21 protein-coding genes and 1 pseudogene are annotated in these 24,705 nt (G+C 64.2%); 7 read left to right on the plus strand and 15 right to left on the minus strand.

The window, feature by feature from the left end; all coding sequences use genetic code 11:
- Positions 1–7: 7 nt before the first annotated feature.
- A complete protein-coding gene (gene prpC / locus FHW69_RS09875) occupies positions 8–1,156 on the minus strand; it encodes a 2-methylcitrate synthase (RefSeq protein ID WP_183422901.1) in 1,149 nt (382 codons plus the stop codon).
- A gap of 49 nt (positions 1,157–1,205) precedes the next feature.
- Positions 1,206–2,093 (minus strand): methylisocitrate lyase, encoded by an 888-nt coding sequence (gene prpB, locus FHW69_RS09880; protein WP_183422902.1) that lies wholly within the window; start codon positions 2,091–2,093, stop codon positions 1,206–1,208.
- Between the two features lie 116 nt (positions 2,094–2,209).
- Between prpB and FHW69_RS09885 the strand changes: the two genes are divergently transcribed.
- Entirely contained in the window at positions 2,210–3,514 is a 1,305-nt protein-coding gene (locus FHW69_RS09885; RefSeq protein WP_183422903.1) for a dicarboxylate/amino acid:cation symporter, read from the plus strand.
- A gap of 42 nt (positions 3,515–3,556) precedes the next feature.
- Here the strand turns inward: FHW69_RS09885 and FHW69_RS09890 are convergent, their stop codons facing one another.
- Positions 3,557–5,161, minus strand: coding sequence for an alpha/beta hydrolase-fold protein (locus FHW69_RS09890; RefSeq protein WP_183422904.1), 1,605 nt, complete (start codon positions 5,159–5,161; stop codon positions 3,557–3,559).
- Positions 5,162–5,286: 125 nt separating this feature from the next.
- Between FHW69_RS09890 and FHW69_RS09895 the strand changes: the two genes are divergently transcribed.
- From FHW69_RS09895 to FHW69_RS09905, 3 genes are all read left to right on the plus strand, one after another.
- Positions 5,287–6,069 carry a phosphatase PAP2 family protein gene (locus FHW69_RS09895; protein WP_183422905.1) on the plus strand — a complete coding sequence of 261 codons (783 nt, stop codon included), beginning with the start codon at positions 5,287–5,289 and terminating at the stop codon, positions 6,067–6,069.
- Positions 6,070–6,131: 62 nt separating this feature from the next.
- Positions 6,132–7,088 carry a diacylglycerol kinase family protein gene (locus tag FHW69_RS09900; protein WP_183422906.1) on the plus strand — a complete coding sequence of 319 codons (957 nt, stop codon included), beginning with the start codon at positions 6,132–6,134 and terminating at the stop codon, positions 7,086–7,088.
- The gene (locus FHW69_RS09905) at positions 7,085–7,897 is read left to right on the plus strand and encodes a metallophosphoesterase (RefSeq protein ID WP_183422907.1); all 813 of its coding nucleotides are present in this window, start codon (positions 7,085–7,087) and stop codon (positions 7,895–7,897) included. The genes FHW69_RS09900 and FHW69_RS09905 overlap by 4 nt, the downstream gene beginning before the upstream one ends.
- Here the strand turns inward: FHW69_RS09905 and FHW69_RS09910 are convergent.
- Together FHW69_RS09910 and FHW69_RS09915 are read right to left on the minus strand one after the other, a co-directional pair.
- Positions 7,894–8,673: an SDR family oxidoreductase gene (locus FHW69_RS09910; protein WP_255494765.1), complete on the minus strand. Its 780-nt coding sequence runs from the start codon at positions 8,671–8,673 to the stop codon at positions 7,894–7,896. The two genes, FHW69_RS09905 and FHW69_RS09910, sit on opposite strands and share 4 nt — an antisense overlap.
- A 96-nt stretch (positions 8,674–8,769) precedes the next feature.
- Positions 8,770–10,290 carry an oligopeptide:H+ symporter gene (locus FHW69_RS09915; RefSeq protein ID WP_183423237.1) on the minus strand — a complete coding sequence of 507 codons (1,521 nt, stop codon included), beginning with the start codon at positions 10,288–10,290 and terminating at the stop codon, positions 8,770–8,772.
- A gap of 133 nt (positions 10,291–10,423) precedes the next feature.
- On the opposite strand from FHW69_RS09915, the gene FHW69_RS09920 reads away from it, so the two are divergent.
- Positions 10,424–11,455 (plus strand): oxidoreductase, encoded by a 1,032-nt coding sequence (locus FHW69_RS09920; RefSeq protein ID WP_183422908.1) that lies wholly within the window; start codon positions 10,424–10,426, stop codon positions 11,453–11,455.
- A gap of 33 nt (positions 11,456–11,488) precedes the next feature.
- On the opposite strand, the gene FHW69_RS09925 is transcribed toward FHW69_RS09920, so the two are convergent.
- From FHW69_RS09925 to FHW69_RS09935, 3 genes and pseudogenes are all read right to left on the minus strand, one after another.
- Positions 11,489–12,361, minus strand: a complete 873-nt coding sequence (locus tag FHW69_RS09925; protein WP_183422909.1) for a sulfurtransferase — start codon at positions 12,359–12,361, stop codon at positions 11,489–11,491.
- A pseudogene (locus tag FHW69_RS09930) lies at positions 12,358–13,145 on the minus strand (CoA pyrophosphatase). The gene FHW69_RS09925 and the pseudogene FHW69_RS09930 overlap by 4 nt, the downstream one beginning before the upstream one ends.
- A gap of 48 nt (positions 13,146–13,193) precedes the next feature.
- Positions 13,194–13,910, minus strand: coding sequence for an FKBP-type peptidyl-prolyl cis-trans isomerase (locus tag FHW69_RS09935; protein WP_183422910.1), 717 nt, complete (start codon positions 13,908–13,910; stop codon positions 13,194–13,196).
- Between the two features lie 141 nt (positions 13,911–14,051).
- On the opposite strand from FHW69_RS09935, the gene FHW69_RS09940 reads away from it, so the two are divergent.
- A complete protein-coding gene (locus FHW69_RS09940; protein ID WP_183422911.1) occupies positions 14,052–14,834 on the plus strand; it encodes an enoyl-CoA hydratase-related protein in 783 nt (260 codons plus the stop codon).
- A 42-nt stretch (positions 14,835–14,876) separates the two neighbouring features.
- Here the strand turns inward: FHW69_RS09940 and FHW69_RS09945 are convergent, their stop codons facing one another.
- From FHW69_RS09945 to FHW69_RS09970, 5 genes are all read right to left on the minus strand, one after another.
- Positions 14,877–15,770: a DUF1684 domain-containing protein gene (locus tag FHW69_RS09945; RefSeq protein ID WP_183422912.1), complete on the minus strand. Its 894-nt coding sequence runs from the start codon at positions 15,768–15,770 to the stop codon at positions 14,877–14,879.
- A gap of 37 nt (positions 15,771–15,807) precedes the next feature.
- Entirely contained in the window at positions 15,808–17,634 is a 1,827-nt protein-coding gene (gene mutL, locus FHW69_RS09950) for a DNA mismatch repair endonuclease MutL (RefSeq protein ID WP_183422913.1), read from the minus strand.
- 59 nt (positions 17,635–17,693) lie between these two features.
- Positions 17,694–19,472 (minus strand): N-acetylmuramoyl-L-alanine amidase, encoded by a 1,779-nt coding sequence (locus tag FHW69_RS09960; protein ID WP_343204006.1) that lies wholly within the window; start codon positions 19,470–19,472, stop codon positions 17,694–17,696.
- A 98-nt stretch (positions 19,473–19,570) separates the two neighbouring features.
- Positions 19,571–20,065, minus strand: a complete 495-nt coding sequence (tsaE, locus tag FHW69_RS09965) for a tRNA (adenosine(37)-N6)-threonylcarbamoyltransferase complex ATPase subunit type 1 TsaE (RefSeq protein ID WP_183422914.1) — start codon at positions 20,063–20,065, stop codon at positions 19,571–19,573.
- On the minus strand, positions 20,062–21,543 hold the full coding sequence (locus FHW69_RS09970; protein ID WP_183422915.1) for an NAD(P)H-hydrate dehydratase: 1,482 nt from the start codon (positions 21,541–21,543) through the stop codon (positions 20,062–20,064). The genes tsaE and FHW69_RS09970 overlap by 4 nt, the downstream gene beginning before the upstream one ends.
- Before the next feature lie 35 nt (positions 21,544–21,578).
- Here FHW69_RS09970 and queG point away from each other — a divergent pair, with 35 nt between their 5' ends.
- Positions 21,579–22,655: a tRNA epoxyqueuosine(34) reductase QueG gene (gene queG, locus FHW69_RS09975; RefSeq protein ID WP_183422916.1), complete on the plus strand. Its 1,077-nt coding sequence runs from the start codon at positions 21,579–21,581 to the stop codon at positions 22,653–22,655.
- Positions 22,656–22,698: 43 nt separating this feature from the next.
- Here the strand turns inward: queG and FHW69_RS09980 are convergent, their stop codons facing one another.
- A complete protein-coding gene (locus tag FHW69_RS09980) occupies positions 22,699–24,072 on the minus strand; it encodes a 3-deoxy-7-phosphoheptulonate synthase class II (RefSeq protein WP_183422917.1) in 1,374 nt (457 codons plus the stop codon).
- Positions 24,073–24,112: 40 nt separating this feature from the next.
- A complete protein-coding gene (locus FHW69_RS09985) occupies positions 24,113–24,613 on the minus strand; it encodes a disulfide bond formation protein B (protein ID WP_183422918.1) in 501 nt (166 codons plus the stop codon).
- Positions 24,614–24,705 lie beyond the last annotated feature (92 nt).

A 24,705-nucleotide genomic window follows, 5' to 3' on the forward strand; every position in this document is an offset into this window, starting at 1 on the left:
GAATGGATCAACGCTTCTCGATGGGCACGTAGACCTGATCTTCCGGACCCGTGTAGTTCGCACTCGGGCGGATGATCTTTCCATCTTCGCGCTGCTCGATCACGTGCGCGCTCCAGCCCGACGTGCGGGCCAGCACGAACAGCGGCGTGAACATGGCGGTGGGCACACCCATCATGTGATACGCCGAGGCCGAGTACCAGTCGAGATTGGGGAACATCTTCTTCTGCTCCCACATCAGTTTCTCGATGCGCTCGGACACGTCGAACAGGCGCGGGTTGCCGCCGTCGGTGCAGAGCTTGCGCGCGATTTCCTTGATGATCTCGTTGCGCGGATCGGACACGGTGTACACCGGATGGCCGAAACCGATGATGATTTCCTTGCGCTCAACGCGCGCACGGATATCCGCTTCAGCCTCGCTGGCGTTGCGATAGCGCGCGATGATTTCCATCGCCACCTCGTTGGCGCCGCCATGCTTCGGACCACGCAGCGCGCCGATGGCACCGGTGATGGCCGAGTAGATGTCCGAACCGGTACCGGCGATGACGCGTGCCGTGAACGTACTGGCATTGAACTCGTGCTCGGCGTACAGCACCAGCGAACGGTCCAGTGCGTGTGCGTGCAGTTCGCTGGCCTTGCGACCGTGCAGCAGGTGCAGAAAGTGCGCGGCGATGGAGTCATCGTCCGTCTCGGTTTCGATGCGCTTGCCGTTGTGGCTGAAGTGGTACCAGTACAGCAGCATGGAACCGAAGCTCGCCATCAGGCGATCCGCGATGTCGCGAGCGCCGGTGACGTTGTGATCTTCCTTCTCCGGAAGCACGGTGCCCAGCACCGATGCACCCGTGCGCAGCACGTCCATCGGATGGGTGGCGGCGGGAAGCAGCTCCATCGCGCTCTTGACCGGCGCAGGCAGGCCACGCAGGCGCTTCAGCTTGGCGCGATAGGCATTGAGCTCGGTCCAGTTCGGCAGCACGCCGTGAACCAGCAGGTAAGCCACTTCCTCGAAGCAGCCCTTCGCGGCGAGGTCATGAATGTCGTAGCCGCGGTAATGCAGGTCGTTACCGCTGCGACCCACCGTGCAGAGCGCGGTGTTGCCAGCGGCGACGCCGGACAGCGCAACGGATTTCTTTGCCTTGGGCAACGTGGATGTATCGCTCATCAGAACAATCTCCTTGACGCATGAAACGTGACGTTACGTAGGGAAGCGATCAACCTTTCTTCGAGAACAACTCGTCGAGGCGACGCTCATATTCGTGGTAACCAATGCGGTCGTACAGTTCTTCGCGCGTCTGCATCGTGTCGATGACATTGCGCTGATGACCATCACGACGAATGGCGGTGTACACATTCTCGGCCGCCTTGTTCATGGCGCGGAATGCGGAAAGCGGATACAGCACGATGCCGACGCCGACACTGGCCAGTTCTTCCACGCTGAAGAGCGGGGTCTGGCCGAACTCGGTGATGTTGGCCAGCACGGGCACTTTGACGGCATCGACGAAGCGCTGATACGTGGCAAGGTCGTACGCCGCCTCGGCGAAGATGCCATCAGCCCCTGCTTCCACGCAGGCGATGGCGCGCTCGATGGCAGCATCCACGCCCTGGGCAGCGATGGCATCGGTGCGGGCGATGAGGAAGAAGTCGGCATCGGTCTTTGCGTCGGCGGCCGCCTTGACGCGGTCGGCCATTTCTTCCGTCGTGACAATTTCCTTGCCCGGACGATGACCGCAGCGCTTCGCTCCCACCTGGTCTTCGATGTGGCAGGCGGCGGCGCCAGACTTGATGAGGCTCTTGACCGTGCGGGCGATGTTGAATGCGCTGGGACCGAAGCCGGTGTCGATGTCGACCATCAGCGGCAGGTCGCACACGTCGGTGATGCGACGCACGTCGGTCAACACGTCGTCCATCGTGTTGATGCCAAGGTCAGGCAGACCCAGTGAACCGGCAGCCACGCCGCCGCCCGACAGGTAGATGGCGCGATAGCCTGCACGCTTTGCCAGCAGCGCATGGTTCGCGTTGATCGCGCCGATGACCTGCAGCGGATGCTCCGCTGCCAGCGCGGCCCTGAATTGCGCGCCGGGTGATGCAAGCTGTGCCATGGAACACTCCGCGTAAAACCGGGATTTTAGCGCAGGCATGTGACTTTCCACTCGCTGCAACGCGTCATGCGGCACCTGACCGTGACGAACCGGTACATCCCGGTTACAGTCGAGACATGAACAATAACAAGCACTTGGCTACGAAAATTCTCATCGGGTTGGCAGTTGGCATTGTCGCCGCGGTGATCACTCTGATAGTCGGACAAGCGGCTCCACGCGTGCTCGATGTCATGCGCAAGGTATCTACCGCCGTGTTCGATCCGGTCGGCCAGGTATTCCTGCGGATGCTCTTTTTCGTAGTGATTCCGCTGGTCTTCACCTCGCTGGCTTCTGGCGTCGCGCAATTGGGGCAGCTGGATCGCCTGGGACCACTCGCTGGCCGTACCTTCCTTCTCTTCTTTCTCAACATGGTCATTGCCACGGCCATTGGTCTCGTGGCAATGAACACCTTCCAGCCAGGACATCACCTGGACCCCGACGCCAAAGCGCAACTGATGACCGAGTTCGGCGGCAATGCCGACAAGGCCATCGCGAAGGAAAGCGAACAGCCTGCCCCGGGGCTCGGCATGCTGGTGGACATGTTCATGCCGAAGAATCTTCTCGGCGCCTTCGTCGGTTTCGACCGCAATGCACTGGGCGAAGTGCTTCCGCTGATTCTGTTCGCGCTGCTGGTGGGGGCCGCCGGCACGCAGCTTCCGGTGGAGCAACGGGCGAAGCTGCTCTCCGGCCTGGACATGGTCACCGACCTCATGACCCGCATTGTGGGATTTGCGCTGCGCATTGCTCCGTATGCCGTGCCGGCGATGATCTACAGCGTCATCGTGAAGGTGGGCGTGGATGTGCTGATTGCGCTGGCCGTGTTTGTGGTGGTGGTGGCAGGCTGCCTCGTGCTGCATCTGTTCGGCACGATGTCCCTGTGGCTGAAGTTTCTGGCACGACGCAATCCGCTGGGATTTTTCCGGCAGATCCGGCCCGTGCTGATCACCGCGTTCTCCACCAGTTCCAGCAGCGCGTCACTGCCCGCGTCGTTGCAGGTGGCGCGTGAGGATCTGAAGCTCAGCCCCAGCACCGCAGGCTTCGTGCTCCCGCTGGGCGCGACCATGAACATGAGTGGCACTGCGCTGTACGAAGGTTGCGTGGTGCTGTTCGTGGCGCAGGCGTTCGGCGTGGACCTCAGCCTGGCGCAACAGGCCATGCTGATGTTCCTTTCGGTGCTGAGCGCGGTCGCAGTGGCAGGTATCCCGGGCGGATCGCTGCCGTTGATTGCCGGACTTCTGGCAACGTTTGGCGTGCCGCCCGGTGGCATCGCCATCATCTTCGGTGCCGACCGCATCCTGGACATGCTGCGCACCACCACCAACGTGGGCAGCGACATGGTCACCGCTGCCGTGGTGGACGCCCAGGTGGCACCGCGCGCCTGATGACACGCCGCCTGCCCGGCAACGGGCAGGCGGCGTAACGCATCACCCCCTGGGCCGGGCGACCTTGTACATTTCCCAGGAGATCTTCTTCAGCAACGCACTGCGGTCGTCGCCTTCCACGTACAGGTCGAAGTGCGTGCGACCGTCCAGATAGCGGAAATCACTTTTCGCTCCCACGCCGTCCAGCGCCGCCTGAAGCTTGCGTGCTGCGCCGTCGAGATAGAACGTGTCCGCCGTACCGACGATCAGATGAATTTTTCCATCGAGGTCCGGCTTCAACGTTGGCCACTGTGACGTCACGCGCGCGGCAATGTCGTAGTGATCGTGCCAATACGCCACGACGGCCGGATTCACGTCGCCCGTGTCGCGGTCGAACATCGGCACCGGGCGGCCGTCGACATCGCGCGGCGAGAAGACCCACTCGAACGAGGAAAGCTGACCGCCGTAGGGTCCGATCACCCGCTCGATTTTCGCGAACGCCTCGAACGTGGCAACGACCTTGCCCTTGTCACGCACGAGCGGAATAGCCGAGCCATCGGCGCGGCGATACACATTGGCGTGCGGTGCGTACAGATCCACGCCGGTGAAGTCGTGAAAATCGCTCGGATCGGGCGAGGTGGACCACGTTCCACCGAACACGGCCGGATAGCGCGTCTGCAACCACAGCGTTGCCCAGCCACCTGACGAATGTCCGTTGAGGAAACGTCCGCTGCTCTTGGCGTCCATACGGTAGCGGCTTTCCAGCGACGGAATGAACTCTTCAGTCAGCGCCTTGCCCCACGGGCCGTTGTTTACCGAGTCGGCAAATTCGTGGGTGCCGGTGGCGCTCGCTTCGTCAAGAAACACCCAGATCATCGGCGGCATCTCTTTCTTCGCCATGGCCGAGTACACGCCCACCATGCTGGTGGCGAAACGATCGAAGCCACCGCCGAACCCGTGCGTGCTGTACACCACCGGATAGCGGGTGGATGCCTTTGCGTCGTAACCAGGCGGCGTCACCACCCAGGCGCGCACCGCTATCGGGCGCCCCCAGAAAGCGCTCAGTGCGGGACTGACCATGGTCTCTGCCGTGGCATGCTGCCGCGCCTCGGGAAGCGCATCACGTACAACCTGAGGCACCGACGGCGGCAAGGTCCACATATCCTTTGCCGGTAGGGCATGCGCCAGCTTCAGCGTGGGAACCGCCGACCCGGGCGCCACGTGCACCGGCACCACGTCGCTGACCAGATCGCCGGCATGGCGGCCGGTGTAGTTGTAGCTGTGATCCACATCGAGCACTGCCTGGAACAGATAGTCGCCTTCGGGCAGCGTACTGAAGCCTGCCGGGTAGGCCAGCGTGTCGGTGTCGATATCAATGCTGGCACCCGGCTCGATCCGGCTCACCTCGCGCGCGGCGATGGACACGGCCTGCGGCTTGAACGGATTGGTGTCCACCTGCTCCACCTTGCCGTCCTTCGCGGATGCCTTCGCGGTGGAAGCCAGGGTGGCAAACACGAGCAAACGGCCCGAACTTGCCGAACTGGATGCACCATCCAGCGACACACGGACGATGCGATGAGCGACCGCGGCCTGATCGGCACAGACGGCCGACGTGAACGCAAGCGTGGAAACAAGCGCGAACAACGGCGCGACGTGGCGGATCTTCATGGTCTCTCCCCGGGGCGATGTAAGGTGTCACATCGTGGCAACATGCCGATCCTGCCAAAGTCCGCGTATGCGGGTCGTGTGCCGGATTGCACGTCGCTTCTTTACTTCAGTGCGCCAGGAAAGTCATGTCGTTCAATGCCCAATGGATCAGCCAGCATGCCCTCACTCTCTGGGCGCTGCTTCTCGCCCTGGTGCTGATCGGTGCCGATGCGGTATGGCGCCGCGCGGTCAAGCGCCGCGCCGTGGCTGACCCGTCCGCGCAAAGCCTGCTTCGCCCCATCACGGCGGCGGCAGTCATACTGGCCGGCGTGCTGGTATCGACTGCCATCGCCATGGAAGTGCGCCGCCAGGCCGGCCTCACTGTGTTTGACGCCGCACTGGCCAGTGACCTGCGCGACAACATGCCCCTGCCCGTCCTCCGCGCCATTTCCTGGATCACCCACATTGGCGACCCCGTTGTGGTGATGATCGAGACAGCCATCGTCACGCTGTGGCTGCTGGTCCGCCGCTACTGGCAACTGGCGACCATCTGGGTGGTGGCGCTGGTGGGCACGGGCCTTATCAACCAGACCCTGAAGCAGATCTTCCAGCGCGAACGCCCGCTGCATGACCACGGCTTCATCGTGGAGCACAGTTTCAGTTTCCCGAGCGGCCATGCCTCCGGGGCCATGGTGTTTTTCGGCATGCTGGCCTACGTGCTGGTCGTGCTTACACCTGCCCGCCTGCATCGGGCCATCGTGGCCTGCGCGGTCGGACTCATCACGATCATCGGCATCAGCCGGATCATTCTCCAGGTGCACTATTTCAGCGATGTGTTCGCCGGTTACGGCACCGGCCTGGCCTGGGTCGTGCTGTGCATTGGCAGCGGCGAGTATTTCCGCCTGCGCCGCAAAAGCCCGCTGCCGTAATTTCATGCGGCAGTGACACCCGTAATGGAAGCATCGAATGCCACAGCCTCCATGAGCATTCCATGTCGACCGAGCAGGCCGAACCTCCTTTCGCCATTGTGATGAATGCTGGCTCCGGCGCCAGCGACAAGGACAGCACGCGCGCCCAGATTGCCGCCGTGCTTGATGACGCAGGCCGGACGCATCGCTTCTTCCTCGTGGACGATCCCTCGCGCATGGATGCGGTGGCGCGCGAGGCGGTTGCCTGGGTGCGCGACAACGACGGTGCAGTGGTGGCAGCCGGCGGTGACGGAACGATCAACTGCGTGGCCAGCGCCGCCTGGGAAGCCGACGTGCCCATGGGCGTGCTGCCGCAGGGCACGTTCAATTTCTTCGGTCGCACGCACAACATTCCGGCCGATGCACGTGCCGCCACGCAGGCGCTGCTCGCCGCGCACACGCACGATGCACAGATCGGACTGGTGAACGACCGGGTGTTCCTCGTCAATGCCAGCCTCGGGCTGTACCCGGAAGTGTTGCAGGATCGCGAGCTGTGGAAGCAGCGCTTCGGGCGTCACCGCATCGTGGCGCTATGGTCCGGCCTTGTGACCATGCTGAAGCGACGCCGCTCGCTGCATGTGGATATCAGTGACGGCGAACGATCCCGCACACTCAAGACGCCCACGCTGGTGGTCGGCAACAATGCGCTGCAACTGGAACTGATCGGCATTCCCGAAGCCAGTCAGGTGCATCGCAACGAGGGCACCCTGGCGGGCATCATGCTTCGTCCCATCGGTCGGCGCACGATGCTCGGTCTCATCCTGCGCGGCGCGCTGGGCAAGCTGGGGGATGCGGAGAACGTGGTCACGTTCGCCTTCCGCAACATCACGGTGACGCCCAAACGCAGCAACAAGCCGATCAAGGTCGCCATTGATGGCGAAATCGTGTGGCTGGCACCGCCCCTCACATTCCGCTGCGCGCCAAGACCGCTGCGCCTGCTTGCAGAGAGCACGCGCCTGCCGGGCGAGGATCCCGGATGACCCGGCTGGCTCATCTCTCCGATCCGCACTTCGGCACGGAGCGACCCGAGGTCGTCGCTGCGTTGCGTCGATGGATCGCTCAGCAGGCACCTGACCGGGTGGTGCTGTCCGGCGATGTGACCCAGCGTGCGCGACGCTCGCAATTTGCGGCGGCGCGTGAATTTGTCGCCTCCCTGGAGCGGCCGACGCTCGTGCTGCCGGGAAATCATGACGTGCCGCTTTTCAATCTGGTGGCTCGCGCAGCGTGGCCCTTCAGAGGCTATCGCGAAGCCTTTGGCCATGACCTGGAGCCGACGCACGTCGACGCGCACCTCATGGTGATCGGCGTGAACACGGTTCGCCCGCGCCGACACAAGGATGGCGAGGTCTCCGACCTACAGGTGGAGCGCGTCTGTGCGGCGCTCGCCCGTGCCACGCCACAGCAGTTGCGCGTGGTGGTTACCCATCAGCCGGTTCACGTGATTCGCGAAAAAGACGTGTCCAATCTGCTGATCGGTCACGATGCCGCTGTGCGCGCGTGGTCGGCGGCCGGAGCAGACATCGTGCTTGGCGGGCATATCCACTTGCCGTATGTTCGCCCGCTGTCACGCGAGGGACGGCGGCTGCCTCGCGAACTCTGGGCCGTACAGGCCGGCACGGCTACCTCCACGCGCCTTCGCGAAGGCATCAGCAATTCGGTGAACCTGATTCACTGGAACTACGTGGCCGAACGCCCGACCTGCGATGTCGAGCAGTGGGACTTCGACGAGGCAACGCACGAGTTCATCGCCACGGCACGTACCACGATGCCGCTGGATCGCACCTCTTAAACGTACTGCATCTTCCGGGCTACGCCACCATCCACAGTGAAGTTTTCGCCGGTGATGAAGCCCGCCTGCGACGAAAGAAGAAACACAGCCAGCGCGCCGATGTCCGGCGGAATGCCTGCGCGGCCCACGGGATGCTGAGCATGGTCGGCAGGCGACAATGTCGGCTTTCTCCGTGCCGATGGTTTGCGCCATTCGTCCGTCACTATCCAGCCCGGATTGATGGCATTGACCCGTACCGGTCCCACACTGATGGCCAGCGCGTGAGTCAGTGCGATCACGCCGCCCTTGCTGGCGGCATAGGCTTCCGTATGCGGTTCGGATTGGTGCGCACGCGACGAGGAAATATTCACGATGGCGCCGTTGGATGCCCTGAGCGCCACAAGCGCATGCTTTGCGCAAAGGAATACGCCGCCCAGATTCGTATCGATCCGCCGCGACCATTCTTTCCAGGACAGTTTTTCGATGGGACCGGTATGCGCCTCGGCGATGCCTGCGTTGTTGACCAGCCCATCCAGACGTCCAAACCGCTTCAGCGTGGCGGCAACAAACGAAGCAACCGACGATTCACGCGATACGTCCAGAACGCGAAAAGCTGCGCGGTCGCCCACGTCCCACTCATGCAGACACGCCTGCCCGGCCTCCCGGTCCAGATCACCGATCATCACACTTCCACCCGCAGTCAGCACTGCCTCGGCGATGCCTCGCCCGACGCCCTGCGCGCCACCGGTCACGATCACGACCTTGCCGGCCCACTCGCTCCGTGCTACCGAGGGCAATGGGGATGCTTTGTGCTTGCGGGCTGCCAAGGCGGCTCTCCTCGATGGAAGGGTGGAATCGAACGCTGCCATCCGGTGCGTGGACGGCACGCGAACTCACGCCGCCCGATAGTTGTCGACCACCCGATACCGGCGTGCGTACCAGCCAAATGCCACGGCCGCCACGCCAGCAAACGCGGCGAAGAAGAACATCTGGAAGGCAGACGTGCTGATGCCCGTGTTCTGGATGTAACCCAGCACCGTAACGTTGCGCACACCCGCGTTGGCCAGCAGCACCCAGAGGTTGCCGACGGTCACGCTCAGGGTCCAGAAGCTCATCAAAGTGCCCTTCATGGAGGGCGGGGCCTGACTGTAAGCAAACTCCAGACCTGTGGCCGATACCAGCACTTCGCCCGACGTCAGCAGCACGTAAGGCAACAACTGCCAGAAAATGGAAACGGGATCACCGCCATCAATAGCCAGCTGGATCGAACCGACCGCCACCCACGCCAGCGCGGCAAAGCCGATGCCCGCCGTCATGCGGCGCAGCGCGGTCGGCTCGTAGCCGAGGCGACGCAGGAAGGGAAAGACCGCCAGGTTGTTGAAGGGAATCAGAAGCAAAACCAGCGCCGGATTGATCGCCTGCATCTGTGCAGGATGCAGCCACGACGGGAAGTCCATCTCGCCTGCCTGCACGATCCACGTGGAAGCCTTCTGGTCAAACAGCGACCAGAACGGCGTGACCAGCGCGAACACCACCAGCATGCGCAACACCACGCGAACGCCTTCGATGGCGCGTTCCGGATGCCCCCCCTGCGCGCGATCCAGTTGCATCCGCGCGCCGCTGCCCACGCCTGCCAGCGTGGCAACGAACGCCAGACATACGGCGGGCACGACGCCCAACACGGGGATAAGCGCCAGCGATGCCACCGCCGCCAGCAAACCCACGAACGCGACCACCAGACCCGGGCGCCCTTCACCCGGAGCACGGGCGGTCAGCGCTGTACGGACCACGCGCGCGAAACTGTCGGGGTCATGCGCGACGGGCGGTAGCATCACGTACTGATGCCGGCCCATCCAGAACACGATGGTGGCGACGAACATGAGCACTCCGGGGATGCCGAACGCCACAGCCGCGCCGTAGTGCCGCAGGAACAACGGCATCAGCAACGAGGCGAAGAACGAGCCCACGTTGATGATCCAGTAGAAGGCATCAAACACGATCCTGGCCAGATGCCGGTTGCGTGCCGTGAACTGGTCTCCCACAAACGAGGCCACGCAGGGTTTGATGCCTCCGGACCCCAGCGCGATCAGCGCCAGGCCCGTGTAGAAACCGGCCACGCTGCGCTCGAAAATCGCCAGGCAAGCGTGGCCCACGCAATAGATCAGACTCAGCCAGAGCACGGTGCGGTACTTGCCCAGCCAGCGATCCGCCAGCCAGCCGCCCAGCAGCGGGAAGAAGTACACGCCGATCACGAAGGTATGGAAGATGTCCTTCGCGGCGCCCGGCCGGTCAGCGGCCGGCAGATACATCAGCAGTGACGTGATGAGAAACGGCGTGAGGATGTTGCGCATGCCGTAAAAGCTGAAGCGCTCACACCCCTCATTGCCAATGATGTAGCCGATCTGCCGCGGCATGCGTTCCGCTGGTGCGGCGGTGTTGAACGTGTTCAAAAGCGGTACTCCGGACCATCCATCCGGCCGATCCTAAACGAATCTGTCAGGTGGGACGCGATAAGCTGGCTCCTTTCCCCATGTCCACGGAGCCATCATGACCCCTGTTTCCACGGGCCTCATCGGTTACGGGACGGCTGGTGCCGTCTTCCACGCCCCGCTCATTGCCGCCGCCAAGGGGCTGCGGCTCAATGCCATCGCCAGCAGCCGAACCGCCCAGATCACCTCAGAATTTCCTGAGGTCCGCGTCTACCCGAGCCCGGAAGCGCTGATCGCCGACCCGGACATCCGGCTGGTGGTGATTGCCACTCCCAACGACACGCATGCCCCTCTGGCGCGGGCAGCGCTGCAAGCGGGCAAGGATGTGGTGGTCGACAAGCCGTTCACACTCAATGCTTCGGAAGCCGACGCCCTGCTCGCACTGGCCGAGCGTTCCGGGCGCCTGCTCAGCGTGTTTCAGAACCGGCGCTGGGACAACGATTTCCTGACCGTACGCCGCCTGATCGAAGATGGCCGCCTCGGCGAGGTAATGTATTACGAGGCGCATTTCGACCGCTTCCGTCCTGAGATCAAGCAAGGTTGGCGAGAAACGCCGGCGGCAGGTTCCGGTCTGCTGTATGACCTCGGCGCGCACCTGATCGACCAGGCATTGCAGTTGTTTGGACTTCCCGATGATGTGTCGGCAGACGTGCAGCGCCAGCGTACCGCTGCGCAGACCGACGACTATTTCCACATCGTGCTGCGTTACGCCCGTCGCCGCGTTGTACTGCACGCTTCCACGCTGGTGCGCGAACCGGGGCCGCGCTTTCTGGTGCATGGCGATGGGGGCAGTTTCAGCAAGTACGGCATTGACGGTCAGGAAGCGGCATTGCGTGAAGGTGGGCGTCCCGGCAGTGATTACTGGGGCGACGACGATCCGGCACAGTTCGGCACGTTCACCGATATCGACGGTACACGGCAGACCATCGACACCCTGCCCGGTCGCTACACCGCGTTTTACGACGGCATCGCGCAGGCACTGCGGGAAGGTACGCCGCCGCCTGTGCACGCGCGGGAAGCGCGTGACGTCATTCGGGTCATTGAAGCGGCGCGCATCAGCGCCAGCGAAGGCCGTCGCGTCGCGCTGTAAAGAGTGCGGCGACGCCTGAAGCGGCGTCGCCCCTCACTCGCCCGTGGCGATGCCGCGTGCCGAGTGGCTGATCCAGCCGCTCCACGACGGCGCGTAGAGACGCGAGCCGGTGAGGCCCGCGTGCTCCATCGCCAGCAGGTTGTGGCAGGCAGTGACGCCCGAGCCGCACATGTGCACCACGTCGGAGATGTCGCGCGGCCCAATGATCGCGGTGAATGCTTCGCGCAGGGCGTCGGGCGAACGAAAGCGTCCGTCGTCCTGAAGGTTTTCAGAGAACGGGCGATTGCGCGCGCCCGGCACGTGGCCAGCCACAGGGTCCAGGGGCTCGACCTCGCCACGGAAACGCGGCGCCGCACGTGCGTCCAGCAACACGAAGCGACCCGACGCCAGACCGTCGGTGAGCTCTTCCGCCGATACCGTCATGGTGTCGTTGAAAGCAATTTTCACGGACGTGGGTGCGTGACGCGCGTTCTCGCATGACACCGGCAGACCCTCGGCGATCCAGGCCGGATAACCGCCATCCAGCACAGCGACGTTTTCGATGCCCGCAAGACGCGCAAGCCACCAGAAGCGCGCCGCCGCCAGCGCACCGCCCGCTGCGTCATACGCCACGACCTGAACATCGGGACGCCACCCCGCGCGGGCCAGCAATGCGGCGAATACTTCCGCCTTCGGCAACGGATGACGCCCGCGACCCGCAGGCGGCGTGGCGAGGTCGGCAAGATCGGCGTCAAGGTCGGCACGAATCGCGCCGGGAATGTGACCCTGTGCGAAGTCGCGCTCGGCCTTGCCCGGGGCGGCCAGGCCACCGGCCGCAAATTCAAAGCGGCAATCAACAAACAGCACGTCGCCCGGCTCCAGCGCGGCAGCCGCCTGGGGAGTGATGATGGTGCGCACGGTATTCATGAGTGACCCATCCTGCGAACGAGGTTCTGGAGCATGGCGGCCGTGGCGCCCCAGATGCGGTAACCCGTGTGGAGAAACTCCACCATGTCACGCTGCTGGCCGCGAAACTCCATCGTATACCTGCGCAGGTTGGCCGGATCGAGAAAGAACGCAAGCGGCACTTCAAACACCGCCGCTACCTCGCCCGGATCGGGCTTCAACCGAGCCGCCGCCTCCACCCGCGCCACCACAGGCGTGACGGTGAAGCCGCTGATGGTCTCGAACGATTCGAGGAAACCCAGCGGAGTCACCGCATCGGGCTGCAACCCGATTTCCTCGTGGCTTTCGCGCAGTGCCGCAGCAACGACGTCGCGGTCGTCCGGCTCAACCCGGCCGCCGGGAAACGCGACCTGTCCGGCGTGCTGTTGCAGGGTGTCGGTGCGGACAGTCAGCAGCACGTTCTGCTGGCGATCATCGCGAATGCCAACAAGCACGGCAGCCGGCCGGCGCGGCGTATTGCCCAGAAACGGTGCGATGTCGTCGTGATTCCAGCCGCGCGGGCCCGGCGGCGCTTCCAGCGGAAGCAACGCGCCACGCAATGCGGCGTCCGTGGCGAGAATCACTGGACGTCCCGATGAGGCAATACCTCAGTCATGAGACGCAGGCGCTCGCGATCTGCCATGCCACCCCATGCGGCGATTTCGTCCCCGGTGCGCCGGCAACCCAGGCACAGCCCGTCACTGTCGAGACGACAGACGCCAGTGCACGGCCTGAGAGGAAGGTCAGAAGGTGCGTTCGGAAGCATACAACCGAGCATTCTACAGCGACGGGGCGTCACGCATTCCGCGACGGGTCACTGTTTGATTTCCAGCAACTCGATTTCAAAGACCAGCGCTTCGTTGGGTCCGATACGCGGCAACTCGCCGCGCTCGCCATAGGCCAGTTGCGGGGGAATGATGACCTTCCACTTATCGCCCACACGCATCCGCGGAATCACATCCTGCCACCCGCGGATAACCCGGTTGACCGTGAAAGTGACCGGGCGGCCGTGCGCGTAGGAGCTGTCGAATTCGGTGCCGTCCAGCAGCGCACCACGATAATTGACCGTGACCGTACTGGTGACCTGCGGTTGCTGGTTGCCCGAGCCCCTGGCGAGCACGGAATACTGAATGCCCGACGGCAGTGCAATCACACCCGCGCGGCTGCGGTTCTTTTCCAGGAACTCGGCGCTGCGCTTTGCGTTGGATTCTGCCACCCGGCGGAACTCCGCCACCGCATCCTGACGGACCTTGGCGTCGAAGCCCAGCAACTGGTCCTGCATCTGGTCGACCGACACGCCGGGAGCGCGACGGGCGTAGCCATCCTGAAGGGCTTTGACGAGCACGGCGATATCGACCTCAGGCTGAGGACTGTTCGCGAACTGGGTGCCGATCTGATACCCGATGGCGTAGGACAGCTTGGTTTTGTCGATGACCACCGGGCGCGCCGGCTGCGGGTTGGCCGGTGACTGGGCAACAGCAGACCCCGCGACTATCAGGCTCGCCAGCAGCAGGAAACGCGTGGATGACATCCCGTTCTCCGTGAACACAACAGAGCGACACCACAGGATAGTCGATCACGACCTGCTGCGCCCTTGGTGCTAAGAGGGTCGCGGAGGGAAAAGGTTCCCCTGATACCATCGGGTGCTTTGACCCCCGTTGAGGTTTCGACCATGGCCTATCGCACGCTGACCCTCGCCAACCGTGGCGCCGTTCGCACTATCACGATCAACCGCCCCGACAAGCTCAATGCACTGAACCGCGAAACGATCAGTGAGCTGACCCTGGCGTTCCGCCAGGCAGGACAGGACGACGCCGTGCGCGTAGTGGTACTGGCGGGCGCGGGCGAGAAGGCATTTGTGGCCGGTGCCGACATCTCCGAAATGACCGCGTGGTCGCCCGTCCAGGCACAGGCCGCCTCACGGGCCGGGCAGGATCTGATGCTGGCTGTGGAGCGGCTCGGCAAGCCCGTGATCGCCCGTATCCAGGGTTATGCACTGGGCGGCGGCATGGAACTGGCGATGGCCTGCCACCTTCGCGTGGCCAGTGAGAAAGCCCGATTCGGCCAGCCGGAAATTGGTCTGGGGCTGATTCCGGGGTTCGGTGGTACCCAGCGCCTGGCCCGGTTGGCCGGTCGGGGTGTCGCACTGGAGCTGTGCCTGCTGGGCCAGCAGATCGACGCCGCCCGGGCAGAACGCCTCGGCATCGCCACGCGCGTGGTTGCCGCCGACGAGCTTGACGCCACGGTGGACGCGCTGGCCGATCAGCTTGCCGTGTCGGCACCGCTGGCACTGAAGGGCATCCTGGATGCCGTGCTGGACGGCGGCGAATGCGCGCTGGATCAGGGTCTGGCGTACGAAACCCAGGGCTTCGCCATTGCCTTCTCCACACAGGACATGCGCGAAGGCACGACGGCATTCCTTGAGCGCCGCAAGGCGGCCTTCAAAGGTCAGTAAGCCGGATGCCGGTGGCGGTGAATGCCTCCACCGGCTTACGCATTAATGATGGCTGCCCTTGTACTTCAGCTCGCCGGCCGTCACGCGCACGTCCAGGCGGTTTTCCGGCGGCGCCAGCGGGCAGGTGGCATAGGGCGTGAAAGCGCACGGCGGGTTGGTCGCCTTGTTGAAGTCCAGCACCAGCTTGCCGTCCACCGGCATGGTGGTGGTGAGGAAGCGCGCTGCACCGTAGGTTTCCTTGCCACTGGTGCGGTCGGCGATCACGAAGAACAGTGACGTGGCGTCTTCCTGAATCGGGAACAGCTCGAAGCGATGGCCATTGCGCTCGAACACCGCCTTGCCTGGCACGCGCTCTTTGTCGACGGTGCCCAGCACCGAACCGATTTCGAGGAAATGCGGCGTGTCGAACGGCACCCAGTCGGCGACCACGCGCCAGGATGGGTCGATGTCGAAGTAATCCAGCCCCTGGAACCCGGTACGCGTCGGTGCGGCGGAGTCCTTGACCCGCAACGCCCGCCGACCGTCACGCACGATGACGTAGAAGCTGGCGGTACCGAAAGTGACCTGCGAGGGTGAGGCGTTCGCAGCGGCGTCATCCACGAGGGTGGCGCGCGGCACGATTTTCCCATCGACCGCCGCCTCTGCGTGGTCAGCAAAGACGATCTCGCTTGAGCCGTCCGCATGCAGCGTGATTACGCCAAGGTGCGCGGGGCCCGCTTTCAGCACGATGTCGTTGTCGGCAGCCGTGCCAATGCTATTGGCACCGGGCTTCAGCCATTCCAGCCCGATCAACGTCAACCAGCCTGACGGGCCGGTCAGCGTTTCAAGGCGCTGCGCGCGGTATTTCTCGATGGACTGGACATAACCCGCGTCCCCGCCCACAACGCTGGTAGCGGCCATGGCAAGTACCGAAGCAATAGCAATGTTGCGAATCATGATGGCATTCCATTTGGCCGTTTGGACGGCCATTCTGTCACCTTCCGCGAAGGAAGAGTCGGTCCAGCTCACCCAGTGCCAGCTGCACCCAGGTGGGACGGCCATGGTTGCACTGCCCCGAACGTTCGGTTGCTTCCATCTCGCGCAGCAGCGCGTTCATTTCAGGCAATCCGAGACGACGTCCCGCGCGCACGGAGCCATGGCAGGCCATGGTGGAGAGAAGTTCGTTTTCCAGTTCCTGCAACCTGCGCGAGCTGCCGTGCTGCGCCAACTCGGCCAGCACGTCGCGGGCGAGCTGAGAAACGTCAGCACCTTCCAGCAGCGCGGGAATACGTCGCACAACAACGCCCGAAGGACCGCTGCGTGACATCTCCAGACCCCACTCGGCCAGCGGCTCGGCATACTCTTCGGCCGCCGCTGCCTCTTTGGCACTGACGGCAATGCTGAGCGGAACCAGCAGCATCTGCGAACGGAGGCTGGAAGCGGCGCGACCGTTTTTCAGTTTTTCGTAAGTGATGCGCTCATGCGCTGCGTGCATGTCCACCAGAATGAGGCCGTGCTCGTTTTCCGCGAGCACGTAGATATTTTTCAGCTGCGCGATGGCATAGCCCAGTGGCGGAACATCACTGCCCTGCTCCGGCACGCCGTCGGTGGGTGGGGACCACGACACGGGACGCGCCGACGCCTCGCCAAACAACGTGGCGTAGTCGGCCAGCGGCTCTTCGCGCACGCCCAGGCTCAGCCGTGACTGGCTGTTGGACATCGGCCATGACGCGGCGGCAGCCGCCGGCTGCGGCCGGTGCTCGAAACTTCCGCTGCCCGCCATCGGTGCGGCGTGCACGGATTCCGGGACGGCGATGCCCGCGCGCGTCTGCGCCAGTGCTTCGTGCAGCGTGCGGAACAGGAAATCGTGGACGAGGCGCTGCTCACGGAAGCGCACTTCGTTTTTCGCCGGGTGCACGTTGACGTCCACGCCGGTGGGGTCCAGCTCCAGGAACAGCACAAACGCCGGATGGCGACCGTGGAACAATACGTCGGCATACGCCTGACGCACCGCATGAGCAACGACGCGGTCGCGCACCAGACGGCCATTCACGTAGAAATACTGCTGATCGGCCTGCGCGCGCGACGCGGTGGGCAGACCCACCCAGCCAGACAGGCGCAGGCCCGCTGCCGCATGCTCCACGCGCAGACTCTGTGCCGGAAAATCAGGGCCCAGCACTTCGGCCACACGACCGAGTGCGGCGGCTTCGTCACGCGCCGGTTTCAGCAGGCGCACCGGACGACCGTTGTGGCTGAGCCGGATATCAACGCCTTCACGGGCGAGTGCCAGCGACTTCAGCAGATCGTCGATATGGGCGAATTCGGTGCGCTCGGCACGAAGGAATTTCCGGCGGGCGGGCACGTTGTAAAACAGGTCGCGCACTTCGATGGTGGTGCCGGGCGGATGCTGCGCGGGACGCGCTTCCTGCAACTTGCCACCATCCACTTCGATGCGGAACGCGGCGTCCTGGCCCTCGTATCGGGAAGTCAGCGAGAAACGCGCCACAGAGGAAACGGACGCCAGCGCTTCGCCACGGAAGCCCATGCTGGCCACGCGCTCCAGATCATCGAAGCTGCCAATCTTGCTGGTGGCGTGCGAGGCAACGGCCAGCACGAGTTCGTCGCGGGCAATGCCGCAGCCATCGTCACGCACGCGGATGAGACGCGAGCCGCCCATTTCGATGTCGACTTCGATACGCCGGGCGCCTGCGTCGATGCTGTTCTCGACAAGCTCTTTCACCACCGAAGCGGGACGCTCGATGACCTCGCCCGCAGCGATCTGGTTGATCAGCTCAGGCGGCAGAGGACGGATAGACGGCATGATTGAAGACCTTCGTACGCAAGGTCCAAGAATAACGGAAAGGCCCCGGGGGCCGCGAATCAGCCGGACGGGATGGCGAGCACTGCGCCAATGCGCACGGTGTTCTCGCTCATGTTGTTGGCCGTCTTGATCGCATTGACGCTCACCCCGTACTGCTGGGCGATGCCGGTCAGCGTCTCGCCGCGGTTGACCCGGTGCAGGTCACGGACGTTTTCATCAGCACGCCCGGCATTTGCCTTGGTCCTGGGGACGTCCTTCGCCGGCGTCGGAGGCTTATCGACCTTCGCGACCGTGATTTCGCTGGACGCGGGCCGCTTGTTACCGGCTGCGTCAGGGTTGGACGCCGAGATTTCCCTGACGGCCGGCTTTACCGGTGCCTTGCGCGCAGGCTCAGGCGCCGCATCGTCGTTGTCGGTATCACGCATGGCCAGACGCGTCACCGGCTTGGGCGGCGGCGTCCTGGAGGCGGCTTTCACGGCATCGGCAGCAATGGCCGTGGCATCCGATGCCACGGCGGGCGCGACCGGCGCAGCGGCGGCCGTCGTGGCAAGCGCCGTACCGTTGCGGCGCGCGGCCTGCGCGGCAAACCAGGTGCCCGGAGGTGGCATGGATTCAAAGTAGTTGCGGACACCGCCCAGCACCGCAGAGGCGAGCTGGCGCCGATGCGCATCGTCGCGCAGGCGGCGCTCTTCTGCCGGATTGGTGATGAAGGCGGTTTCGACCAGGATCGACGGGACGTCCGGCGAGCGCAGCACAACGAAGTTGGCACGCTCTACATAACCGCGATGCGTGGGGCCGAGCACGCCCAACGCTTTCAACACGTTACCAGCGATGGACTCGCTGGCCTGCATGGCATAGCCCTGCTGGAGGTCCAGCAGCACGGCAGCAAGCGTGTCGTCCTTGTCGTCCAGGGAAACGCCGCCGACCAGATCGGCCCGGTTTTCGCGATCAGCCAGCCAGCGGGAAGCCTCGCTGGTCTTTCCGCGCGGCGAAAGCACCCATACGGACGATCCCTTTGCGTCGCCGTTCTTGAAGGCGTCGGCGTGAATCGACACGAACATGTCGGCATTGTGCTCGCGCGCAATCTGATAACGGCGCTTGAGCGGAATGAAGTAATCACCGTTTCGGGTCAGCACGGCCTGCATGCCCGGCTGGCGGTTGATCTGGTCGGCCAGTTCGCGGGCCACCTGCAAGGTGACGTCCTTTTCGCGCAAACCGGTGGGACCACGCGCACCCGGATCTTCGCCACCATGACCGGCGTCGATGGCCACCACGACCTTGCGGTCGCCGCCCGGCAACGCTGGCGCTGAAGCTGCCGCGGAGCCACGACGGTTGCGCGAACCACGGGCAGGCGTGACGACCGCCGCGCTGGCTGTTGCGGACGCCGACGCACCACCGTCGTCGGACGACGCCACTTCATCGCCGGGATCAGCGCCGTTGCCCGGGTAAAGATCGAGGACCAGGCGATAGCCGTAGTCACCGGCAGGCTTCAGCAGGAAGCTCTTGGGTTTGGCTTTGGCGTCCACGGAAGCAACGATGCGGGCACGATCACCCTGCTTCTCGGTACGCATGGACTTGAACAGACCCTGCCCGCCAGGTGCGGCGAAGCCGCCCACCACCACGCTCTTGTCCAGGTCGAGGACTACGCTGCCCGGGGTGTCGCCCTGGGACAGCTTGTAGCCCGCCGGGCCGGACAAATCGAATACCACTCGGGTGTACTCGGGGCCGGCCCAGACGCGCGCAGCCTTGACGTCCGCAGCGCTGGCGAGCGGCGCGCAGAGGCCCGCGGCGGTTGCCGCGAGCGCGAGAAGGCCATGTTTAAAAGAGATTCCCCTCATAAGGCACGGATTGAACTGCAATCGCCCCTTGAATGCAAGGCAAATGCCTTGTTAATCCATAACCTGCGAAGACTTCGTCAAGATTCGTACAGGTTTGGTCAGCCAGCGGAGGACGCGTCTGGCACATTGACCGCGCCGCTCAATCCGTCCAGCACACGGCGACCGCGATCGCCATGGGCCTGCCAGGAGGCCGAACGGCCCGATCCCTCGCGGGTCAGATTCAGCACGAGGTCGGCTGCAGGCAGGGCGCCGGTACCTCGTTCGGGCCACTCCACAAGCACGATGGCGCCCGGCTCGGCCAGCGCGTCCAGGCCCAGCCATTCCAGCTCGCCGGGGTCAGCGATGCGGTAAAGGTCGAGATGAAACGCCGGACGACCATCCACCTCGTAGCCTTCCACCAGGCTGTATGTGGGGCTTTTGATGCGCTCACCGACACCGATGGCCCCAAGGAACGCACGCGCGAACGTGGTCTTCCCCGCACCCAGATCGCCATGCAGATAGAGCACGAGGCCGCCGGGGACGAGCGTTGCGAGCTGGCGCCCCAGCGCCATGGTGGCCGCTTCGTCGGCCAGTGGAACCGTCAATGTGGTCATACGGGAAGTCCATTGATGAGGCGGCGCAACGGCACCAGAAGATCCATGGCGAGCAGGCCGCGCTCCCCATCGCGGGCCGCGACATCGGCCGCACGGGCATGCAGGCCAACGCCGAGGCAGGCCGCGTCCCATGCGCTCAGCTGCTGAGCCATCAGGCCCGCCAGAATGCCGGTCAAGGTATCGCCCATGCCGCCACTGGCCATGCCCGGATTACCCCAGGGGCACACCATGACGCAGCCATCCGGTCGTGCAACGAGGCTGCCATTGCCCTTCAGCACCACCACCGACCGGTACTGCCGGGCCAGCGCCCGGGCCGAATCGAAGCGATCCGCCTGAATATCTGCCGTCGTCACACCAAGCAGTCGAGCGGCCTCACCCGGATGAGGCGTCAGGATGGTCTGGGACGGAAGCTCGCGCTGCTCCTTCGCGAGCAGGTTCAGGCCATCCGCATCAAGAACCAGGGGAAGGCCAGCGTCCAGAGCCGTGGTCCACAATGCGTGGCCCCAGGCACCCTGCCCCAGTCCTGGCCCCACGGCAAGAACGCTGGCGCGAGCCAGCAAGGGCTCCAGCGCCTGTGGGCCGTTGACGCCATGCGCCATCAACTCAGGGCGCACGGTGTTGATGGACGGCACGTTTTCGTCGCGGGTGGCGACACTGACCAGCCCGGCGCCAGTACGCGCCGCCGCCTCGCTGGCCATACAGATCGCCCCGGCCGTGCCGTGGTCGCCGCCCACGGCCAGCACGTGGCCGTTGTCACCCTTGTACGAGTCACGCGGCCGCGGCGGCAAGGCGGATTCACTGAGCAGGCGAGCATCCGGCTCCATGGAAGACACCATCGCGTCAGGCAGGCCCAGACGGGCAAGCTCGACGGTGCCGGCCAGCCCGCAGCGCCCCGTGAAAAGGCCGCGCTTGTACGCAATGAACGTGACGGTCACTGACGCCTGCACAGCGACGCCCGGCGCCGTACCGTTGTCTGCGGTCAGGCCCGAAGGGATATCCAGCGCGAGCACCGGACGTCCTGCCGCATTCAAAAGACGGATGAGTTCGGCCGCCACGCCCTCGGGCGCCCGATTGAGGCCGGTGCCATAGAGCGCATCCACCACGACGTCGGCATCGTTCCAGGCGTTCTGACCCTGCGACGCATCGCGAACGGGGCCACCGGATGCCTCAAAGTGGCGGCGTGCTGCTCGCGCGTCATCCCCCGCCGGCGGCCCCAACGCCAGTACATCCACCTGCCAGCCGGCCTCGCGGGCGAGCGCCGCCAGCAGGTAGCCATCGCCACCGTTATTCCCGGTACCGCACAGAACGGCAATGCGTCGCGCATCGGGCCAATGACGGCCCAGCGTGCTGAAAGCCGCATGCGAGGCGCGCTGCATCAGCTCATAGCCGGACAGACCGCCATCACGACTGGCACGAACATCAAGTTCGCGCGATTGCGCGGCGGTGAACAGGGCGGTATCGACGAGGGAGGCGGTCATCTGCCGATTATAGGAGTCACCCGTAGAATAGAGACATGTCCACGCCCCCTTCCCCGCCCATCGACTACGATGCGCTCGCCCTCGACATCAAACGCTGGGGGCGTGAGCTCGGCTTTGCCGACGTCGGCATTTCGGGCACGGACCTCGGCAGCGACGAGGCTTACCTGGAACGCTGGCTCGCCGATGGCCATCACGGCGAAATGGACTACATGGCCAGGCATGGCACCCGCCGCAGCCGCCCTGCCGAACTGGAACCGGGCACGCTGCGCATCGTGTCGGTGCGCATGGATTACATCCCGCCCGGCACGCGCGATGCGTGGGACGTCATCAACGACGGTGACGCCGCTTATGTGGCGCGGTACGCGCTGGGGCGCGATTACCACAAGGTGATGCGCAACCGCCTTCAGAAATTGGCCGGCCGCATCGCCGAGGTGGTGGGTGATTTCGGTTATCGCGCGTACGTGGACTCGGCTCCCGTGCTTGAGAAGGCCCTGGCCAGAAACGCCGGACTCGGGTGGATCGGCAAGCATACGGTCGTCATCAACAAGCGGGCGGGCTCCTATTTCTTTCTTGGCGAGCTCTACACGGATCTGCCGCTGCCTGTGGACACGCCCGCCACCGCGCACTGCGGCAGTTGCCGGCGATGCATCGACATCTGCCCGACCCAGGCCATTGTGGCGCCGTACCGGCTGGACGCACGTCGCTGCATCTCGTACCTGACGATCGAACTGCGCGGCAGCATTCCGGAAGAGTTTCGCGCCCCGATGGGCAACCGCATTTTCGGTTGCGACGACTGCCAGCTGATTTGTCCGTGGAACAAGTTTGCCCAGGACGCCAGCGAGCCGGACTTCGCACCCCGCCACAGCCTGGACGGGCCACGACTGGTGGACCTGTTCGCATGGAGCGAGGAGGAGTTCATGAAGCGGACGGAAGGCATGGCCATTCGCCGAACCGGCTACGAGGGCTGGCTGCGCAATCTGGCGGTGGGCCTTGGCAATGCACCGACCTCGGAGGTCGTGATGGCGGCACTGCACGCACGCGCGGATTATCCGTCGGAAATTGTCCGCGAGCACGTGGCATGGGCCCTCGGCCAGCATGCCACGCGCGGATGACATGGACGTCCATTCGGCAAACGCGAATGGACATCCGGATGATTTACACCATGCCGCCCGACTTGCGAACGATGAGCATGGCCAGCTCCAGCGACTGCTCGTAGTTCAGGCGTGGATCGACCATCGACTTGTACGCACGATTCAGGTCCTGCTCGACCAGATCGCGTGCACCACCGAGGCATTCGGTCACGTCTTCGCCGGTCAGTTCGAGATGCACGCCACCCAGACGCGTGCCTGCCGCGGCATGAATATCGAATGCCTGGTCCAGCTCGCCTGAGATATTTTCAAAGCGGCGCGTCTTGAAGCCATTGGATGTGCTTTCCGTGTTGCCGTGCATCGGATCGGCTACCCACAGCACGCGACGACCTTCCCGCTTCACCGCTTCCAGAAGCGGCTGCAACGCGGTGCCGATCTGGCCATTACCCATGCGATGAATCAGCGTGAGGCGGCCGGGTTCTTCGTGCGGATTCAGCACGTCGATCAGACGAAGGAGGTCATCGGCCTTTACCGTCGGACCCACCTTCACGGCGATGGGATTGCGGATGCCACGGAAATATTCCGTGTGCGCGCCATCCAGCGCGGCCGTGCGCATGCCGATCCACGGGAAGTGGGTAGACAGGTTGAACCAGCCATCCTGCCGCGGCACGCGGCGCGTCAGCGCTTCTTCGTAATGAAGCAGCAGCGCTTCGTGCGACGTGTAGAAATCAACGCGCGAATAGCTCGAGATCGACTGGCCCGCCAGCGTTTCCATGAAACGCAGCGAATCGCCGATGCTGGCCACCATGCGACGGTATTCGGCGGCGAGCGGGGAGTGCTCCACCCACGCCAGATCCCAGTATTCCGGGTGATGCAGATCGGCGAAGCCGCCATCGATCAGCGCACGCACGAAGTTCATGGTCATGGCCGACCGGGCGTGCGCCTTGATGAGGCGTGCCGGATCGGGACGACGAGCTTCGGGAGTGAATTCCGGGCTGTTGACCAGATCGCCTCGAAACGCCGGCAGCGTGACGTCACCGCGCGTTTCTGTATCCGCCGAGCGAGGCTTCGCGTACTGGCCGGCAAAGCGGCCCACGCGCAGCACAGGCTTCTTCATGCCGTGCACGAGCACGAGGCTCATCTGCAGAAGCACCTTGAGGCGGTTGGAGATGATCGGGCTGGTGCAGTCCGCAAAACTCTCTGCGCAATCGCCACCCTGCAACAGGAAGCGCTCACCATTCTGCGCTTCAGCAATGCGCTCTTTCAGTGCAAGCACTTCCCAGGAGGTCACCAGCGGGGGCAAGGCGCCCAGGCGGTCGAGCGACTCGCGCAGCTCGGCCGCGTCCGTATACGTGGGCTGCTGCAAAGCGGTCTTGCCCTGCCACGAACCGGGAGCCCAATCGGAGGCTTCGTGATGTACCGCTTTGAGAGAGTGCTGCATGACTTTACTTACCTTCGGGAGGCGCCTTCGGCGCGATGAATCAACGAACGGAACGGCGGGCGGCCAGGATGGCCCATATGCCGAGAACAACGAACCAGATCAGCGTCCATGCGGGCATGGGAAGACCAAGCACCGGCTCGATCTTTGCGCATTCGCCTGATCCAGTGAATGCGAGCTTCAACATTTTGAGGAACGGGAAGGCATCCCACAGATAGTTGAGGCCGGGACCGCAGGCAGGCACCTGGTCGGGCGGCAACGTCTGCAACCACAAATGTCGACCCGCCACGACGATGCCGGCGATGGCACCCACGGTGGCGAGCACCGCGCCAGTGATCCGGCCACCGCGCTTGCGAGGCCCGATGAGGCCCACGATGAGAAAAACCAGACCCATGAAACAGACGGCCACACGCTGGAAAATGCACAGCGGGCACGGATCGAGATACATCTCGTATTGCGCGTAGAGGGCAAAGCCCATCAGCCCGGCGCATACGAGGAAGCCGGCAAGAAAACGCGTACGGAACGACCAGGAGAACGGGTTCATAGGGCGCTGCTGCAATGCGGGACAACCACGTTAACGCTTTGTGTAACGCGTGTCAGCCTGTAGATCAGGAAAATCGGCGTTTCCTCACAGGC

It is taken from the genome of Luteibacter sp. Sphag1AF (genome assembly GCF_014192715.1).
GTDB lineage: Bacteria > Pseudomonadota > Gammaproteobacteria > Xanthomonadales > Rhodanobacteraceae > Luteibacter.